Below are 16,830 nucleotides of genomic sequence, written 5' to 3'. Positions count from 1 at the left end.
GCTGACTATCCTACAAGTGCATGCCCTCACTTTAGGAGCGACACCATGGGTTCCACTTTTAATGGCTTGATCGGGCTGATCATCCTTGCGCTGGACATCTGGGCGATCATCAACGTGTTCAAAAGCGGCGCGAGCACCGGTGCCAAAGTGCTGTGGATTCTGTTGATCCTGTTGTTGCCGGTACTGGGCTTGATCATCTGGGCCATCGCCGGGCCACGGGGCAACGTGCGCATCTGATCACTCAAAGGATCTAGAGCAAGCGCCGTCGATGTGGGGGCGGGCTTGCTCGCGAATGGGGTGTGCCAGTCAAAGCATCTGTGACTGACACGCCGTATCCGCGAGCAAGCCCGTTCCCACAATGGTTTCAGTACAGTCATGAGATTTGTGTATCGAAATATTCGCTACACACAATTTTCACATTCCATCCAAGACAATTCGCCAGATTTCCTTCCCGCCGGGGCTCTATCTCAAGTGCCGTCACGGTGGGGCAGGTGTGCGCGCTCAGTAATTAATAGCCTTGCTGCTGTTGATCGGGCACCATTCGCGCCACTGCATTATCCAGCCACTTAAACTTCCAATGGGTCCTAAAACGACATGGCAAACCCGGACGCCCTGAATCAGCAGCGAGCTTCAACTCGCCTGCTGCAACCGACCGTCAAATCCCATCTGGCGTACACGCTGCTCTGCGCACTGGTCATGATGGTGATGTTCTCGCTGCTGCGCCTGGCGCTGCTGGTGTACAACCGCGAGATGATCCTCGACACACCGGCCTCGACCTTCCTCGAAGCGTTCGGCAATGGCCTGCGCCTGGACATCCGCCTGGTGGTCTACCTGATCATCCCGCTGCTGCTGGCATTGTTCAGCGTACGGGCCATGGCCGCGCGCGGGTTCTTCCGGTTCTGGCTGACGGTGGCGTCGAGCATCGCGCTGTTCCTCGGCCTGATGGAAATGGACTTCTACCGCGAGTTCCACCAGCGCCTCAACGGCCTGGTCTTCCAGTACGTGAAGGAAGACCCGAAAACCGTGATGAGCATGCTCTGGTACGGTTTCCCGGTGGTGCGCTACCTGTTGGCCTGGGCCGTGGGCACGCTGATCCTGAGCATCGCCTTCAAAGGCGCCGACCGTGCGACACGCCCACGCGGCCCATTCAGCGGCGGCAGCATCGGCACCCGCCAGGTGGCACCGTGGTACAGCCGCATCGCGGTGTTCGTGGTTTGCCTGTTGATCGCCGTGGTCGCCGCCCGCGGCACCCTGCGCCAGGGCCCGCCGCTGCGTTGGGGTGACGTGTACACCACCGACTCCAACTTCGCCAACCAACTGGGCCTCAACGGCACGTTGTCGCTGATCGCGGCGGCCAAGTCGCGCTTCTCCGAAGATCGTTCGAACGTCTGGAAGGCCACCCTGGACCAGCCGCTGGCGACCCAGACCGTGCGCGACATGCTGGTACTGCCGCAGGAAAAACTGGTGGATCCCGACACCGCTGCCGTGCGCCGCGACTACACGCCACCGGCCGAGAAGACACTGCCGATCAAGAACGTGGTCGTGATCCTGATGGAAAGCTTCGCCGGTCACTCGGTGGGCGCCCTGGGCCGTCCGGGCAACATCACGCCGTACTTCGACAAACTGTCCAAGGAAGGCCTGCTGTTCGACCGTTTCTTCTCCAATGGCACCCACACCCACCAGGGTATGTTTGCCACCATGGCCTGCTTCCCGAACCTGCCGGGCTTCGAATACCTGATGCAGACCCCGGAAGGCAGCCACAAGCTGTCGGGCCTGCCGCAGCTGCTCAGCGCGCGCAAGTTTGACGACGTGTATGTCTACAACGGCGATTTCGCCTGGGACAACCAGTCGGGTTTCTTCAGCAACCAGGGCATGACCAACTTCATCGGCCGTAACGACTTCGTCGACCCGGTGTTCTCCGACCCGACGTGGGGTGTGTCCGACCAGGACATGTTCAACCGTGGCCTGGAAGAGTTGAAAGCCCGCGAAGGCGGCAAGCCGTTCTATGCCCTGTTGCAAACCCTGTCCAACCACACGCCTTACGCATTGCCGACCCCATTGCCGGTCGAGAAGGTCACCGACCGTGGCAGCCTCAACGAGCATTTGACGGCCATGCGCTACTCCGACTGGGCCCTGGGCCAGTTCTTCGAGAAGGCCCGCAAAGAGCCGTACTTCAAGGAAACCCTGTTCGTCATCGTGGGCGACCACGGCTTCGGCAACGAACAGCAGATCACCGAGATGGACCTGGGCCGCTTCAACGTGCCGATGCTGATGATCGCACCGGGCGTGCAGGAAAAGTTCGGCGAGCGTGACCACACCGTGGGCACCCAGATCGACATCGTGCCGACCATCATGGGCCGCCTGGGTGGCGACACCCTGCACCAGTGCTGGGGCCGTGACCTGCTGAACCTGCCGGAAGGCGACAAGGGCTTCGGCGTGATCAAGCCTTCGGGCAGCGATCAGACCGTGGCCCTGGTCACCGCAGACCGCATCCTGGTACTGCCCAAGGAAATGCCACCGAAGCTGTGGGAATACGAACTGGGCGCCGAGCCGACTGGTAAGGTGATTCCCGATTCGCCGGACGAGGCCGCACTCAAGCAGAAACTTGAGTCGTTCCTGCAGACCGCCACCAAGAGCCTGTTGGATAACACCGCTGGCGTCGTGGATGGCAAACCGGACTAACTAACCGGCAATAAAAAAGAGGCCCTCTAGAGGGCCTCTTTTTTTTGCCTGGTGTTTATATCCGGCCGAGTAACAACAGCACCAGCAACACTACCAGGACGACGCCGAGGATACCCGACGGGCCATAACCCCAATTGCGGGAGTGCGGGAATACCGGCAGGCCGCCGACCAGCAGGAGGATCAGGATGATGATCAGAATAAGGCTCATGGGTTACTTCCTTCTGGTTGTTGAGCGATAGGCTTGCACGTTTAATTGCAGGCGCCTTAACAACTCCGACTGTGTTGTTGTGCGGAAAATTCCAAGTTTTTTTAAAGCTTTTTGCAAACTTGCTTATTTCTTTTAAAGCATCGACTTAGTTGAAAAAGATTGAACTTACCCCTGCGTCAATGCTCCGACCCGGCCGTGGGTTTGCCTGGGGCATTCATCAATCTGATGGTGCGTGGGTGCAGGAATAACCTTCGCTACACTGCCGATCACTTCTTCCGTGAACCACAAGGCTACTTCCTATGCAAAATCGCATGATGATCACTGGCGCCGGGTCCGGCTTGGGTCGTGAAATCGCTCTGCGCTGGGCTCGCGAGGGCTGGCAGCTGGCCTTGTCGGATGTCAGCGAACCGGGCTTGCAGGAAACCCTCAAGCTGGTGCGCGAGGCGGGTGGCGACGGCTTCGTGCAACGCTGCGACGTGCGCGACTACAGCCAGCTCACCGCGTTTGCCCAGGCTTGCGAAGTCAAGCTCGGCGGCATCGATGTGATCGTCAACAATGCCGGTGTGGCCTCGGGCGGGTTCTTCGCCGAACTGTCCCTGGAGGACTGGGACTGGCAGATCGCAATCAACCTGATGGGCGTGGTCAAGGGCTGCAAGGCGTTCCTGCCGCTGCTGGAAAAGAGCCAGGGCCGCATCATCAATATCGCTTCGATGGCCGCGCTGATGCAGGGCCCGGCCATGAGCAACTACAACGTGGCCAAGGCCGGTGTGGTGGCGTTGTCGGAAAGCCTGCTGGTGGAGCTCAAGCAACAGAACGTCGGGGTGCATGTGGTGTGCCCGTCGTTCTTCCAGACCAACCTGTTGGACTCGTTCCGTGGCCCGACCCCGGCGATGAAGGCCCAGGTAGGCAAACTGCTCGAAAGCTCGCCGATTTCGGCGGCGGACATTGCCGATTACATCTACCAGCGTGTGGCTGAAGGCGAATTCATGATCTTGCCCCACGAACAGGGGCGGATGGCCTGGGCGTTGAAGCAGAAGAACCCGCAGTTGCTGTATGACGAAATGACCACCATGGCCGACAAAATGCGCGCCAAGGCGCAAGCCACCAAAGCTTGAGCGCAGCCCTGGTGTAAATGTGGAGCGGGCTTGTATGGGAGCGGGCTTGCTCGCGAAAGTGGAGTGTCAGTCACTGAATGTGTAGCCGATATACCGCATTCGCGAGCAAGTCCGCTCCCGCATTTTTAGCCGTAGTCTGTCAGGAAAATTACCTGTTGATGTAGGCCTCGCCTGATTTTGCCGCGAGCCATTGCTGCACTCCCTTGCAAGCGCGCATGGTCAAGGTCCTGTCACTCTCAAAGGACAACCGCCATGCTGGTACTAAGCCGCGCTGTAGGCGAAATCATCTCCATCGGCGATGACATCGCCTTGCACATCGTCGAGTTGAATGGCTCACAGGTGAAATTCGGCGTCCAGGCGCCGGTGGGGGTCAATGTGCATCGTGCCGAGGTGTATCAGAAAATCCTCGAACGCCAAGCCACAGAAACCCCCGCCGTTACCAACCCATAACCTTCTCAGTCGAACAGATGCTTGGGCACGTCGTGCTTGAGCATCAACTGACATTGCTCGCTTTCCGGGTCGAACACGATCAGCGCCTGGCCTTTGGTCAGCGCTTGGCGCACGCGTAATACGCGGGTTTCCAGGGGCGTGTCGTCGCCATTGTCGGTGCCGTCACGGGTGACGAAATCTTCGATGAGGCGGGTCAGGGTGTCGACTTCAAGTGCGTCGTAGGGAATCAGCATACAAGCCTCGGCTGGAGAATCCCGGCGATGCTACTGCGCCGGGACCCAGGTTGCCAGTCTCAGGATTTCTGACCGACCAGGCTGTCCACCGACGGTACCCGCGTGTCGCTCTCCATTTGCGTTTCATGTTCCAGCTGGTGACTGAACCGATCCAGTGAACCCTGGGCCGGTTGCGCGTCGCTGGCGAACACCGGCGGGCTGAGGATGTATGCGCCCAGCAGGCGACTCAACGCCGCCAGGCTGTCGATATGGGTGCGTTCGTAGCCGTGGGTCGCATCGCAACCAAACGCCAACAGGGCGGTGCGGATGTCGTGGCCGGCGGTCACGGCCGAGTGCGCATCACTGAAGTAGTAGCGGAACAGGTCGCGGCGTACCGGTAGATCGTTGTCCGCCGCCAGCCGCAGCAGGTGCCGCGACAGGTGATAGTCGTACGGCCCGCCGGAATCCTGCATCGCCACGCTGACCGCATGCTCGCTGGAATGCTGGCCGGGGGCGACGGGGGCAATGTCGATGCCGACAAACTCGCTGACATCCCAGGGCAGGGCGGCGGCCGCACCGCTGCCGGTCTCTTCGGTGATGGTGAACAGCGGGTGGCAGTCGATCAGCAACGGCTCGCCACTGTCGACGATGGCCTTGAGTGCGGCGAGCAGGGCGGCCACGCCGGCTTTGTCGTCGAGGTGGCGGGCGCTGATATGCCCGCTCTCGGTGAATTCGGGCAGCGGGTCGAAGGCCACGTAGTCGCCGACGCTGATGCCCAGGGAGTCACAATCGGCACGGGTGGCGCAGTAGGCGTCGAGGCGCAACTCCACGTGGTCCCAGCTCACCGGCATTTCATCTACGGCGGTGTTGAACGCATGCCCGGAGGCCATCAACGGCAACACGCTGCCACGGATCACGCCGTTGTCGGTGAACAGGCTCACACGGCTGCCTTCGGCAAAGCGGCTCGACCAGCAGCCTACTGGCGCGAGGGTCAGGCGCCCGTTGTCCTTGATCGCCCGCACGGCGGCGCCGATGGTGTCCAAATGCGCGGACACCGCGCGGTCGGGGCTGTTTTTCTGGCCCTTGAGGGTGGCACGGATCGTGCCGCGCCGGGTCATTTCGAACGGGATACCCAACTCTTCCAGGCGCTCGGCGACGTATCGCACGATGGTGTCGGTGAACCCGGTGGGGCTGGGGATGGCGAGCATTTCCAGCAGGACTTTTTGCAGGTAGTTCAGGTCCGGCTCGGGGATGGTTCGGCTCATAAAGACTCCTCTGTGCTTATGGTCAGGTGGTGCTTGTGCCAGTGCCTTCGCGAGCACGCCCGCTCCCACAGGGGAATGCGGTGTAAATGTGGGAGCGGGCTTGCTCGCGAAGGCGCCAGGTCAGGCAATGCACCTCTCAAGCCATCAGCTAACTGTGCGGAAACAACAAATCCACAAACCGCTCAGCCGTCGGTTGCGGTTCATGATTGGCCAGCCCGGCCCGTTCATTGGCTTCGATAAACACGTACTCGGGCTGGTCGGCGGCGGACACCATCAGGTCCAGGCCCACCATGGGGATGTCGAGGGCGCGGGCGGCACGCACGGCGGCGTCCACCAGCGTGGGGTGCAGGATTGCAGTGACGTCCTCCAGGCAACCGCCGGTGTGCAGATTGGCGGTGCGGCGCACGGCCAGGGTCTGGCCGCGTGGCAGGATGCTGTTGTAGTCGTAGCCGGCGGCGCGCAGGGTGCGTTCGGTTTCGGCGTCCATGGGGATTTTGCTTTCGCCGTCCGTGGCGGCCTGGCGGCGACGGCTTTGCGCTTCGATCAACGCACCGATGCTGTGATGCCCATCGCCGGTCACTTCAGCCGGGCGACGGATCGCGGCGGCGACCACTTCAAAGCCGATCACCAGGATGCGCAGGTCCAAGCCCTCGTGAAAGCTTTCCAGCAGCACGCGGCTGTCGAACCGCTGCGCCGCTTCGATCGCCTGCTGCACTTGCTCGATGGTCTGTAAATCCACCGCCACGCCTTGGCCCTGCTCGCCATCCAGCGGCTTGACCACGACGCGCAGATGTTCGTCGAGGAATTCCAGGTTGTCATCGGCGCTGCCCGCCAATTGTTGCGATGGCAGTTGCAGGCCGGCGGCCTTGAGCACCTTGTGGGTCAGGCTCTTGTCCTGGCACAGGGTCATGCTGATGGCGCTGGTCAAGTCGCTCAACGACTCGCGGCAACGTACGCGGCGACCGCCGTGGCTCAAGGTGAACAAGCCTGCATCGGCGTCATCCACCTGCACGTCGATGCCGCGTCGATGCGCCTCTTCGACAATGATCCGCGCATACGGATTGAACCCGGCCTGCGGACCAGGGCCGAGGAACAGCGGCTGGTTGATGCCGTTCTTGCGCTTGATCGCAAAGGTGGTCAGCGCGCGAAAGCCCAGTTTGGCGTAGAGGTTCTTGGCCTGGCGGTTGTCGTGCAGTACCGACAGGTCCAGGTAGCTCAGGCCACGGCTCATGAAATGCTCGACCAAGTGGCGCACCAGCACTTCGCCGACGCCGGGGCGCGTGCAACGCGGGTCGACTGCCAGGCACCACAGGCTGGAGCCGTTCTCCGGGTCGTGAAACGCCTTCTGGTGATTGAGGCCCATCACGCTGCCGATCACCGCGCCGCTGTCTTCATCCTCAGCCAGCCAATACACCGGGCCACCTTGATGGCGCGGCGTCAGGCGGTTGGGGTCGATGGGCAACATGCCGCGCCCTTGGTATAACTGGTTGACCGCCTCCCAATCGGTGTCGCTCTGCACACGGCGGATGCGAAAGCCGCGAAACACACGGGTCGCCGGGCGATAGTCGGTGAACCACAGGCGCAGGGTGTCAGACGGGTCGAGGAACAGCTGCTGCGGATCGATGCCGAGGATCTGCTGGGGCGCGGCCACGTACAGGGCGATGTCCCGTTCGCCGGCCTGCTCATTGAGCAACTCCAGGGCCAGGCTCGATGGGTCGGCGAAGGTGTGCCCGATCAACAGGCGCCCCCAGCCGCAATGCACGGCGATGGGGTCAGGGCTCTGCGGGCTGCCATCTTCGGCCAGTCGGGCTTGCAGGCGCTCGTAGGATGGCGCCTGGCCCCTCAGTAGGCGTTGGTTGTAAGCCGCTGCATGAGGTTTCATCAATCAGATTCCTTGTTCGCTGAGCCACAGGTTCAGCGCCGCCAGTTGCCACAGCTTGGAGCCGCGCAACGGGGTCAGTTGGCCCTGCGGGTCGGTGAGCAGGCGGTCGAGCATGGCCGGGTTGAACAGGCCACGATCCTGGCTGGGGTCCAGCAGCAGGTCGCGTACCCAGTTCAGGGTGTCGCCTTGCAAATGCTTGAGGCCAGGGACGGGGAAGTAGCCTTTCTTGCGGTCGATGACCTCACTTGGAATCACTCGGCGCGCGGCTTCCTTCAGCACTTGCTTGCCGCCGTCGGGCAGCTTGAACTTGCCCGGCACACGGGCCGACAGCTCCACCAGGCGGTAGTCGAGGAACGGTGTACGGGCTTCCAGGCCCCAGGCCATGGTCATGTTGTCGACGCGTTTGACCGGGTCGTCCACCAGCATCACCGTGCTGTCCAGGCGCAAGGCCTTGTCCACGGCGGCAGTCGCGCCGGGCATAGCGAAATGTTCGCGCACGAAGTCGCCGGCGGCGTCATTGGCGGTCAGCCATTGCGGTGCGACGGTGGACGCATAGTCGTCGTAGCTGCGGTCGAAAAACGCCTCCCGATAAGCCGCGTAGGGGTCACTGGCGCCGTCCACCTGCGGATACCAGTGGTAACCGGCGAACAACTCGTCGGCGCCCTGGCCGCTTTGCACCACCTTGCAGTGCTTGGCCACTTCCCGCGACAGCAGGTAGAAGGCGATGCAGTCGTGGCTGACCATCGGCTCGCTCATGGCGCGGAACGCCGCCGGCAGTTGCTCGATGATCTCGCTTTCGGCGATGCGCAGTTGGTGGTGACGGGTGCCGTAGTGCTTGGCGATCAGGTCCGAATACTGGAATTCGTTGCCAGCCTCGCCGCCGGCGTCTTCAAAACCGATGGAGAAGGTCGACAAGTCCTTTACCCCGGCTTCACGCAACAGGCCGACGAGCATGCTCGAGTCGACGCCACCGGAGAGCAGCACACCCACATCCACGGCGGCACGTTGGCGAATGGCCACGGCTTCGCGGGTGCTGTCGAGGACGCGGTCGGTCCAGTCTTGCAGCGTCAGGTTTTGCTCATCGCTGTGTGGGCCGTAGGGCAGGGTCCACCAGACCTTCTGCTCGGTGGTGCCGTTGGCATGGATGCGCATCCAGCTCGCCGGCGGCAGTTTTTCAATGCCCGCCAGCAAGGTGCGCGGCGCCGGGACCACGGCGTGGAAGTTCAGGTAGTGGTTGAGCGCTACCGGATCGAGGATCGGGTTGATGTCGCCACCTTTGAGCAGCGCTGGCAGCGCCGAGGCAAAGCGCAGGCGTTGGCCGGTGCGCGACAGGTACAGCGGCTTCACGCCGAGACGGTCACGGGCGATAAACAGGCGCTGGGTGTCGCGCTCCCAGATGGCGAAGGCAAACATGCCGTTGAGCTTGGGCAGCAGCGCCTCGCCCCAGGCGTGATAGCCCTTGAGCAGCACTTCGGTGTCGCCGCCGGAATAGAAGGCGTAGCCCAGGGCTTCCAGCTCTTCACGCAGTTCCGGGAAATTGTAGATGGCGCCATTGAAGGCCAGGGACAGGCCCAAGTGGGCGTCGACCATCGGTTGGGCCGAGCCGTCCGACAGGTCCATGATTTTCAGGCGTCGGTGGCCCAGGGCAATCGGCCCCTGAGCGTGGAAGCCCCAGGCGTCGGGGCCACGGGGGGCCAGGTGATGGGTGATGCGTTCTATCGCTGCCAGGTCGGCAGGTTGTTGATCAAAACGTAGCTCGCCAGCTAATCCGCACATAAATTCCTTACCGGTTTTTCCGTTGGGGAGGGGGAAACACTCAATACGCCCGGAGGGCGCGTACCCAGAAACTGACACGGGGCTATGGTGGGAGTTTTAGATCAATAAGTTATAAGTCTGCTGGCCTGGTCCGCGCTTGCATGCCCCTCGGCGCTGCGCGGCCCGTAAGGCAGGGGTGTTACATACCGCCAGGATGCATTGGGATTGCCGCTCGTTTGGCGGGCTGACCACGTCGATATTCGAATGCGTTTTTTGCTGCCGCGCGCTTAGGGTGAGCACTCAGTTAGCAGTGCGACAAGGACGCCTACCCATGACGGAGAAACGCGATTTGAGTGCAGTCACGGAACCTGTGACTGAAGATGAACTGTTGGCAGTCGTGTTGGACATGACCGGTGACCTGGACAAGGCACGGGTGCTGCGCAGCACCCTGCCGCCGTGGTTGGTGGAAGCCAGGCCCGCCACCCTGGCTGCCCTTGAGCAAGCCCATCGCGACAGCCAGCAACCGCGACGCCAACTCAAGGCGCTCCTGCAGCGCGTGCAGCCCCTGGATGAGTTCTGTGCCGAGCGGTTGCATACCTTTCTGCTGAGCAAAGGCGTGGAGCAGGTGGATGTAAAGCAGGATCGCCTGGAGCTGCCAAGACGTAGCCTGACAGGCGTTACCCCCGACCTGGGTGGCGCGTTGATCGAAACCACCACCTGGGAAAAACGCAGCCTGGTGCAAGCCGCCATGCAGAACTTCGACGCCGCCCGGGCCAGAAGGGGCGGCATGTCGCCGCGGGCGGTGATCCGTTCAGCCGCCACGGGCAAGCCAATACCGGACCTCACGGTGCAACAGTTCGTCGAGTACTGTCGCGAACTGGACCTGGGGGGGGCCTACCAACGCCATCTGTGCGACGTCTTTGGCTTGCCACAACCGACGGATCCACTGCAAAACAGTGGCTTGAGCTACAACACGGCGGCCACGCATATTGGCCAATCGAAGAACCTCGACATGCAGATCGACCTGCACATTGCCTGCGCCAAGGAGCATGTCAGCGCGGCGTTGGGCGAGCGCATGCTCAAGTTGATCAAGGCCGACCGCCCCGCCAGTGAGCTGGCGTACCTGACCCCACTGGAAAAACCCCTGATATGGCAAGGCCTGAACATCGATAGCACCTGCCTGTGGAGCGTGTTGGTGGTGTGTGACGACGACCCCGGCAAGCTCGGGGGCGGGGCGTTCCTGGTGTACATGCCCAATGAGCCCTTCAGGCCCTGGTATGAGTACGAATCCCTGGAGGACTTCCGGCTTTACCTCACGTTGAAGTTGCAGGTGGCCAGTTATCGCGAGGTTTTCCAGCAGTACCTGGATGAAAACGACCGCCTGGGCTTCTTTGAGCGTTTCGACGTGAACAAACGTCTGGGGCGGTTGGAGCCCGTACCGACGACCAGTGAATTTTCGGCGTTCTTTTTCCATGCCTACACCGGAAAAATCCAGCGCGATGCCCTTGCCCTGGTAGTGCCGACGTTGCAGGTCGACCAGGACGCTGACGAGGCTCGCTGGCAAGGCTACCTGGAGGCGGGCCTGAATATCTTGAACGTTGCAGCCTTGATGGTGCCGGTGCTGGGCCAACTGATGAGCGGCGTGGCCATCGGGCAACTGTTGGGCGAGGTGTTCGACGGTGTCGAGGACTGGCTGGATGACGACAGTACCGAGGCCTTGCGGCATCTGGTCAACATCGCAGAAAGCCTGGCGGCCATGGTGGCGTTCGCGGCGGGGGGGCGAATAGTCGGTGCGTTGAAACCGCGCGAACCCTCGACGGATTTCTTCAATAAGGTCGAGGCCATTACCCGCACGGACGCGCGTCCGGGTTTATGGCGCCCGCGCCTGGCGCCCTACCGGCAAGCGCCCGCCAAGGATGCGCGCTGGGTTACCAACAGTAAGGGCCTGTATCAGTCAAAAGGGCAGTCGTGGATCAAGATCGACGGGGCGCTGTATTCGATCGGCTTCGACCCCGGCATTGGCCACTGGCGGATCAACCATCCGCTGCGCCCTACGGCCTACCGTCCGCCGCTGTATCACAATTATCGTGGTGGCTGGCAGCACGCTTTCGAACGCCCGGAGCACTGGCAGGACTTGCGCTACAGCTTGAAGCGTCTCGATCCCAGCCTTGAAGAGATCAATGGCGAGCAGTTGGACACCATTGCCGGCATCACGGATATGACCATCCCCGAAGCGCGGCGCCTGGCCCGGGGGCATGAAGCGCTGCCGGAGCGCTTCCAGGATTGTGTGGTGCGGGTCAAGCAGCATCAGAAAGTCGTCGACCTGATCAGCCAGCTGCAACGAGGTGAGTCGCCCTCGGTCGACACTGCGCGCACCCAGTTGCTGGCGATTCCGATGATGCCGGGTTGGCCCAAAGGGCGCTTTTTCGAAGTGTTGGATGATGAGGAGTATTTGCTGGAGCGCCATCCGGACCTTGAGCCTTTCGATTACGAAGATCTGAGCATCCATATCACCCAGCACGAGCTTAAGGAGGGCCGGGTGATGCAGACCGTACTGCAGGCGTTGAACGATGAAGAACGTCATGCGCTGCTCGGTGAGAGTATCCCGCGGGACCAGGCGCAGCCGGTGTTGGAGCGGCGTTTGCTGGAAACTCTCAAGGCGCATCACCAGGTGCTGACGCACAAACTCTATCTGGATCAGGAGGGCGTGGCCGAGGGCGAGTTGCAGTCTCTGAAAGAGGCACATCCCAGGCTTTCCAACCGCTTGGCCAGGGAAGTGCTGATCGAATCTCCGGACGTCCAGCGCCAGCGTTTGCGCAAGACCGGCCGTGTGCCGTTGGGTATGGCCGAGCGCGCGCACGGCGCGCTTGAGCGAATGCACGAGGATCGCGCCCTGACCGGTCTGTACCTGCCGGAGCAGGCGCTGCCCGACACCCGTCGCATTGCTCTCGGGGCGGCGCAGGACTTGGCGGGGTGGCCACGGGACCTGTCAGTGCAACTTCGCCGGCAAAGCGTGCGCGGCGAGGTGATGGCCCGGGTGGGGAGCCCCTCGGCCACTGTCCAACGCACGTTGGTGGAGACTGAGGAGGGGGTCCAGGCGTTCGATGAGGTGGGTCGGCCGCTGTCAGGCCGAGCCGATGGCCCTTATGGGTTCTACCAGGCCTTGGTGGATGCATTGCCCGCGCGCCATCGCACAAGCATGAACCTGATGGACGAGTCGGCGCCCCAGCAGTTGCTCAGTCGCATACGCTCGAGCACCCAGAGTCAACGCAGACGGGTAGCGGCCTACCTGCGTTCCGACTGGGCTGCGGTCGAGCCCGACCCACTCCCCTGTTTCCAGGCGGCGCCGCCAGGCCTGTCAGAGGCCGAGCCGGCATTGATGCGCAAGCTGAGGAAACTCTATCCCCTGGAGGATGACCACAAGCTGACCAACATTATTCAGGACGCGGGCGTTGATCATCTCGGGCGGGCCAAGTTCGTGGAGGCGCTGGAGCAGCAGTTCGACGCGTTGCACCGAGCCTTGAAAATCTGGCGCAGTGACCGTTCTGCGGAAAACCCTGAGGTTACATCACACAGGGACTACCGCTTGAGCCGCCATCAGGTGGCCAAGGCCATTGAGCACGGCTGGAAGCGCATGACGAGCCTGCTCGATCATAACGCCAGGAAAGTGCCGGGCCTGTCGCTGGACGGCATGCTGCATGACCCCTTGCCGACGTTGCCGCCGCAAGTCAGCTTTGATGGGGTGCGGCTGTTGTCCCTTGGCAAAATGGGCCTGGACGACAGGGTGGCCTACTTTCTCAAACACTTCAAAAACCTGATGTCCCTGAACCTGGCGGACAACCAGGTCAAGCGGATTCCCCAAGTGCTGGCGCAGATGCCGCAGCTGGAGTACCTGTGCATGGCCAACAACGGCCTGCAACTGAATGAATACTCGCGTGCCACACTGGCCGGGCTGCGCAGCCTGCAAGTGTTGAACCTGAACAACAACCCGCTGCTGGACCCGCCCGACGTCAGTCAGCTGTTCGTGCTGCGCGAGTTGATGCTGCGCAATTGTCGTCTCACGGAGTTCCCCAAGGGCGTTGCCCGCCTGCCGTATCTGGAAACCCTCGACCTTAGGGAAAACGATATCAGTGTATTGCCCGCCTGGTTGTTCGAGGCGCCGCGCAGCTATGCCCAGACGATCAATCTGCGGCATAACCCTCTGGATGTGCGCAGTCAGCAGTTACTGCGCAACTACCGCAGTGCCCATGGTGTGGGCATGGGGTTCCTGGAGGACGACCTCGCTCGCCTGACGGAACAGAGGGCACGCGACCTGTGGCTGTCGGATGAGCGGGTGGCCGGCTACACCGAAAAGGACCAGACCTGGGCGGGGTTGAGGGACGAGCCGGGCTCGGACGGTTTGTTCACCCTGCTCGCCGAACTGGGCGGTACGGCGGATGCTGCTCAGGTCCGCGAAGACATGGATCGGCGCGTCTGGCGCGTACTTGAGGCGACCGGCAAAGACGCCGAGTTGCGCGAGGAAATCTTCGAGCGCGCCGCAACCCCTCTCAATTGCGATGATGCCGCGGCAGTCAATTTCAGCAGCCTGGAGGTGCTGGTGGAAATTCGCGAGGCCGCCCGGCTGGCGGCAACCGGGCGCCTGACCGCCACGCCGCTGTTGAAGTTGGCCAAAGGATTGTTTCGTCTCGACCAGCTTGAGCGGCTGGCCCATAACCACAGCCTCGAACATCCCTTGGTCGACCCGTTGGAAGTCAGCCTGGCGTTCCGCACAGGCCTGGTTGAACGGTTCCATCTGCCTGGGCAGCCACGGCATATGCGCTTTGCCAGCCTTGGCGGGGTGACCGCCGCCAATCTGGAGGAGGCGGAAAGCCGGGTCAGGGCTGCCGAACTCTCGCCAAAGCTAATGAAGTACCTGGTGGAACTACCGTTCTGGACGCAGTACCTCAAGCGCACGCATGCGGCCAGGTTCGAGGGCTTGAACGAGCCCTTTGATGGACGGCTGCAAGCGGTGTTCGACCAAAGCCTTACGCTGGACGACGCCAGTTACCGCGAGCAGATGAACATCATTCTTCGGGAGCAGGAGAAGGCCGAGAAAACCGAACTGGAGCGCTTGACCCTGGACGCCTTGAAGCAAGGCGAACTGAAGGGGTGCATCTAGTCAGGCCTTGTTCGCGTTGCTGCGCACCAGCCCGCGCACGGCAAACCGATTGGGGTGGCAGGCGTCCGCCACGCTGCGGGGCACCGGCAAGGGTTCGTCATCGAGCCAGGCAGCGAGCAGCTCGGCAGACAGTGGTGCGGTGATCAGGCCGCGGGAGCCGTGGCCGCTGTTGACGTACAAGCCGTCGAGCCAAGGGCAGGCTGTGTCCGGAACGCTGCGTGCGTCCTTGCGCAATACTGCGTAGGCCTGGTTGAACGCCATGCTGTCGGCCAGCGGCCCGACAATCGGCAAGTAATCCGGGCTGGTGCAGCGGAACGCAGCGCGGCCTTGCAATACGCTGGGGTCGAGCGTGTCGGCGTGCAGGCGCTGGGCCAGATCGGTGGAGATGTCGTACAGCATCGTCAGGTTGCCGGCATGGTCGGCAGCCGTGGGGGTGAGGTCTTCGTTCTTGAAGTCGAAGCTGGCCCCCAGGGTGTGTTCGCCCAGGCGCGGCGGGGCGACGTAACCTTCGGCACACACCACGGTGCTCAGGGCCTGGCTCTCGGCAGTCTGTGGCAGACGCGTGATCTGCCCGCGAATGCGCTTGAGGGGCAGGTCGGCGAAACGCTGGACCTCGGCGGCGCCGGCCAGGACAACCACGGGGGCGCTGGCCAGCAGGTGTTCACCGTCCCAGGCTTGCCAGTGATCGTCGACGCGGCGCAGGTCGAGCACATGGGTGTGGGGCAGCACCGTAATGCCGGTTTGGCTGGCTTGCCATTCGCACAGCGCGGGGGGATGTACCCAACCGCCTTCAGGGAAAAACAGCCCGCCGTGTTCCAGCGCAATACCGGCTCTGGCTTGCGCCTGGTCGCGGTCAAGCAGGTGCAACAGGTCTGGCGCGAAGGCTTGCGCAAGCTGTGCCTGGCGCTGGGCTTCCTTGGTGTCGAAGGCCAGTTGCAATACACCGCAGCCGTCCCAGTCCACGCCGCGATGCAAGTGCTCCAGCAGGCGGCGCGTGTGGCCGAAACCGGCGACGATCATTTGCGACAACGCGGTGCCATGGGCCGAGAGCTTGAGGTAAAGCACGCCCTGGGGGTTGCCCGAGGCTTCCTGGGCGAGGGTGGCATGCCGCTCTAGCAGGCTCACTTGCCAACCCCGCGCTGCCAGGCTGGCGGCCGTGGCGCAACCGGCCAGGCCGCCGCCGATGACCAAGGCCTTGCGTTCGCCTTCCACGGGCACAGGGCGGGCGAACCAGGGTTTGGCGCGGGTGGGTAGCGGGGCTGTTTCGGGCCAGCCGAGAAACTCGCCGCGCAGGATCTCCCACTTATGGCCGATGCCCGGCGTGCGCTTCATCTTGAACCCGGCGGCGTTGATCAGTCGTCGCACCCAGCCGGTGCTGGTGAAGGTGCTGATGGTCGAGCCCGGCGCGGCCAGGCGTGCCAGTTCGGCAAACAGCTCGGCGGTCCACATCTCGGGGTTTTTCGCTGGTGCGAAGCCGTCGAGAAACCATGCATCGACCTGCGCATCCAGTTGCGGCAATTGCTCCAGTACGTCGCCGATCAACAGGGTCAGGGTCACGCGGCCGTTGTCCAGCACCAGGCGCTGGAAGCCCTGGTGGATGGCGACGTACTGCTGGAGCAGTTGCTCGGCGAATGGCTGCAACTCAGGCCAGAGGGCGAGGGCACGTTGCAGGTCGGCGTGGCTCAGCGGGTATTTTTCCACGCTGACAAAATGCAGCCGCGCCCCGGCCACCGCGTGCTGTTCGAACAGCTGCCAGGCGCACAGGAAATTCAGGCCCGTGCCGAAGCCGGTTTCGCCAATCACCAACCGCCCACCCACCGGCAAGGCCGCAAAGCGTTCCTGCAAGCGGTTCTGTTCAAGGAACACATAGCGGGTTTCTTCAAGGCCCGACTGGTCGGAGAAGTACACGTCGTCGAAGACCCGCGAGTGCGGGCGACCTTGTTCGTCCCAGTCGAGCTGGGCGTGGGTGATGGGGTTCATGGGCGGCTCGGTAAACACAAGGCCGTCATTCTAGCCGATCAATGGGGAATGAATTGACCCACGGCAAGCGCCGGTGGAATTTCCTCCCGCGTGTTGCTGCCCAATCCGCTAGTCTTGAGCCAT

General features: G+C 62.5%; 11 protein-coding genes. 5 read left to right on the top strand and 6 right to left on the bottom strand.

What is annotated here, in order from left to right; translation table 11 throughout:
• Positions 1–45 precede the first annotated feature (45 nt).
• The gene (locus PSH81_RS18615; RefSeq protein ID WP_003172956.1) at positions 46–237 is read left to right on the top strand and encodes a PLDc N-terminal domain-containing protein; all 192 of its coding nucleotides are present in this window, start codon (positions 46–48) and stop codon (positions 235–237) included.
• Positions 238–594: 357 nt separating this feature from the next.
• Entirely contained in the window at positions 595–2,682 is a 2,088-nt protein-coding gene (locus PSH81_RS18610; protein WP_305391273.1) for an LTA synthase family protein, read from the top strand.
• 55 nt (positions 2,683–2,737) lie between these two features.
• On the opposite strand, the gene PSH81_RS18605 is transcribed toward PSH81_RS18610, so the two are convergent.
• Positions 2,738–2,890 (bottom strand): DUF3309 family protein, encoded by a 153-nt coding sequence (locus tag PSH81_RS18605; RefSeq protein ID WP_015885095.1) that lies wholly within the window; start codon positions 2,888–2,890, stop codon positions 2,738–2,740.
• 299 nt (positions 2,891–3,189) lie between these two features.
• Here PSH81_RS18605 and PSH81_RS18600 point away from each other — a divergent pair, with 299 nt between their 5' ends.
• Positions 3,190–4,005 (top strand): SDR family oxidoreductase, encoded by an 816-nt coding sequence (locus PSH81_RS18600; protein ID WP_226455054.1) that lies wholly within the window; start codon positions 3,190–3,192, stop codon positions 4,003–4,005.
• A gap of 252 nt (positions 4,006–4,257) precedes the next feature.
• Positions 4,258–4,455: a carbon storage regulator CsrA gene (csrA, locus tag PSH81_RS18595; protein WP_226455055.1), complete on the top strand. Its 198-nt coding sequence runs from the start codon at positions 4,258–4,260 to the stop codon at positions 4,453–4,455.
• 5 nt (positions 4,456–4,460) lie between these two features.
• Here csrA and PSH81_RS18590 read toward each other — a convergent pair whose 3' ends face one another.
• The 4 genes from PSH81_RS18590 to PSH81_RS18575 all read right to left on the bottom strand — a co-directional run bounded on the left by PSH81_RS18590 (position 4,461) and on the right by PSH81_RS18575 (position 9,590).
• Positions 4,461–4,688 (bottom strand): YheU family protein, encoded by a 228-nt coding sequence (locus tag PSH81_RS18590; RefSeq protein ID WP_003192759.1) that lies wholly within the window; start codon positions 4,686–4,688, stop codon positions 4,461–4,463.
• Between the two features lie 59 nt (positions 4,689–4,747).
• Positions 4,748–5,932, bottom strand: coding sequence for an osmoprotectant NAGGN system M42 family peptidase (locus PSH81_RS18585; RefSeq protein WP_192296913.1), 1,185 nt, complete (start codon positions 5,930–5,932; stop codon positions 4,748–4,750).
• Positions 5,933–6,080: 148 nt separating this feature from the next.
• Complete coding sequence (gene ngg / locus PSH81_RS18580; protein WP_305391272.1) at positions 6,081–7,814, bottom strand: N-acetylglutaminylglutamine synthetase; 1,734 nt, start codon at positions 7,812–7,814, stop codon at positions 6,081–6,083.
• Between the two features lie 3 nt (positions 7,815–7,817).
• Positions 7,818–9,590, bottom strand: coding sequence for an N-acetylglutaminylglutamine amidotransferase (locus tag PSH81_RS18575; protein ID WP_305391271.1), 1,773 nt, complete (start codon positions 9,588–9,590; stop codon positions 7,818–7,820).
• A gap of 310 nt (positions 9,591–9,900) precedes the next feature.
• Between PSH81_RS18575 and PSH81_RS18570 the strand changes: the two genes are divergently transcribed.
• Positions 9,901–14,727 carry an NEL-type E3 ubiquitin ligase domain-containing protein gene (locus PSH81_RS18570; RefSeq protein ID WP_305391270.1) on the top strand — a complete coding sequence of 1,609 codons (4,827 nt, stop codon included), beginning with the start codon at positions 9,901–9,903 and terminating at the stop codon, positions 14,725–14,727.
• On the opposite strand, the gene mnmC is transcribed toward PSH81_RS18570, so the two are convergent.
• A complete protein-coding gene (gene mnmC, locus PSH81_RS18565) occupies positions 14,728–16,707 on the bottom strand; it encodes a bifunctional tRNA (5-methylaminomethyl-2-thiouridine)(34)-methyltransferase MnmD/FAD-dependent 5-carboxymethylaminomethyl-2-thiouridine(34) oxidoreductase MnmC (protein ID WP_305391269.1) in 1,980 nt (659 codons plus the stop codon).
• Between the last annotated feature and the right edge of the window lie 123 nt (positions 16,708–16,830).

It is taken from the genome of Pseudomonas sp. FP2335, from assembly GCF_030687535.1.
GTDB lineage: Bacteria > Pseudomonadota > Gammaproteobacteria > Pseudomonadales > Pseudomonadaceae > Aquipseudomonas.
Note: the sequence above shows the minus strand (reverse complement) of the source record. Positions and strands in the feature narration are given on the sequence as shown.

Excerpts from the sequence above, each read along its gene's own strand:
- mnmC (WP_305391269.1), bottom strand. The coding sequence starts at position 16,707 with ATGAACCCCATCACCCACGCCCAGCTCGACTGGGACGAACAAGGTCGC.
- csrA (WP_226455055.1), top strand. The coding sequence starts at position 4,258 with ATGCTGGTACTAAGCCGCGCTGTAGGCGAAATCATCTCCATCGGCGAT.
- PSH81_RS18575 (WP_305391271.1), bottom strand. The coding sequence starts at position 9,590 with ATGTGCGGATTAGCTGGCGAGCTACGTTTTGATCAACAACCTGCCGAC.
- PSH81_RS18590 (WP_003192759.1), bottom strand. The coding sequence starts at position 4,688 with ATGCTGATTCCCTACGACGCACTTGAAGTCGACACCCTGACCCGCCTC.
- ngg (WP_305391272.1), bottom strand. The coding sequence starts at position 7,814 with ATGAAACCTCATGCAGCGGCTTACAACCAACGCCTACTGAGGGGCCAG.
- PSH81_RS18585 (WP_192296913.1), bottom strand. The coding sequence starts at position 5,932 with ATGAGCCGAACCATCCCCGAGCCGGACCTGAACTACCTGCAAAAAGTC.
- PSH81_RS18605 (WP_015885095.1), bottom strand. The coding sequence starts at position 2,890 with ATGAGCCTTATTCTGATCATCATCCTGATCCTCCTGCTGGTCGGCGGC.
- PSH81_RS18570 (WP_305391270.1), top strand. The coding sequence starts at position 9,901 with ATGACGGAGAAACGCGATTTGAGTGCAGTCACGGAACCTGTGACTGAA.
- PSH81_RS18615 (WP_003172956.1), top strand. The coding sequence starts at position 46 with ATGGGTTCCACTTTTAATGGCTTGATCGGGCTGATCATCCTTGCGCTG.
- PSH81_RS18600 (WP_226455054.1), top strand. The coding sequence starts at position 3,190 with ATGCAAAATCGCATGATGATCACTGGCGCCGGGTCCGGCTTGGGTCGT.
- PSH81_RS18610 (WP_305391273.1), top strand. The coding sequence starts at position 595 with ATGGCAAACCCGGACGCCCTGAATCAGCAGCGAGCTTCAACTCGCCTG.